The organism is Oceanobacter sp. 3_MG-2023, from assembly GCF_030688925.1.
In the GTDB taxonomy this organism is placed as follows: Bacteria; Pseudomonadota; Gammaproteobacteria; order Pseudomonadales; family Oceanobacteraceae; genus Oceanobacter.
This window is the reverse complement of record NZ_JAUYVX010000046.1, coordinates 1-702: the sequence shown is the minus strand read 5'-3', so window position 1 is coordinate 702 and position 702 is coordinate 1. Positions and strand designations below refer to the sequence as shown.

1 protein-coding gene is annotated in these 702 nt (G+C 52.4%); it reads right to left on the bottom strand.

Features of this window, described 5'->3' with window-relative positions; translation table 11 throughout:
- Window positions 1-702 (bottom strand): cadherin repeat domain-containing protein (locus Q8W32_RS16545; RefSeq protein ID WP_305415692.1); only part of this gene is annotated, 702 nt, incomplete at both ends.

Sequence of the window (702 nt, the reverse complement as noted above, 5' to 3'; positions counted from 1 at the left end):
CACGCCATCAGAAATATCAGCAGAGTCATCCGCAGTGGCGGTATACACCACTTGCCCAGCACCAGAGTTTTCATCGACCGAGGTGGCGGTATCACCAGAGGTAATCGTCGGCGCGATTTCATCCAGGTTATTGACCTCCAAGGTGACGGACTGGCTATCTTGTAAACCCGCACCATCGGTGGCGGTGACGGTAAAGCTGTAGCTGGCTTTAGTTTCGTAATCGGCATCCGCCAACAAAGTGACTTCACCAGTGGCTGAGTTGATGCTGAAATACGCCGCATCGTCGCCTGAGAGCAAGAAGCTCACTCCACTGGATATATCCGCTGAATCATCGACAGCAGCGGTATATACCACTTGCCCCGCACCAGAGTTTTCATCGATGGCAGTGGCCGTCGCGCCAGAGGTAATCGTCGGTGCCACTTCATCCAGGTTATTGACTGCTAAAGTAACGATTTGATCGGTATGGTTACCCGCCCCATCGGTAGCGATTACAGTAAAGTTGTAACTTGGTTTGGTCTCGTAATCAGCGTCGGCCAATAAGGTGACTTCACCGGTGCTGGCATCAATCGAGAAGTACGCCGCATCTGCACCCGACAGACTGAAAGTGACTCCATCAGAAATATCAGCAGAGTCATCAGCGGTGGCGGTATACACCACAGTACTGGCACCGCTATTTTCATCGATGGCAGTCGCGGTATCACC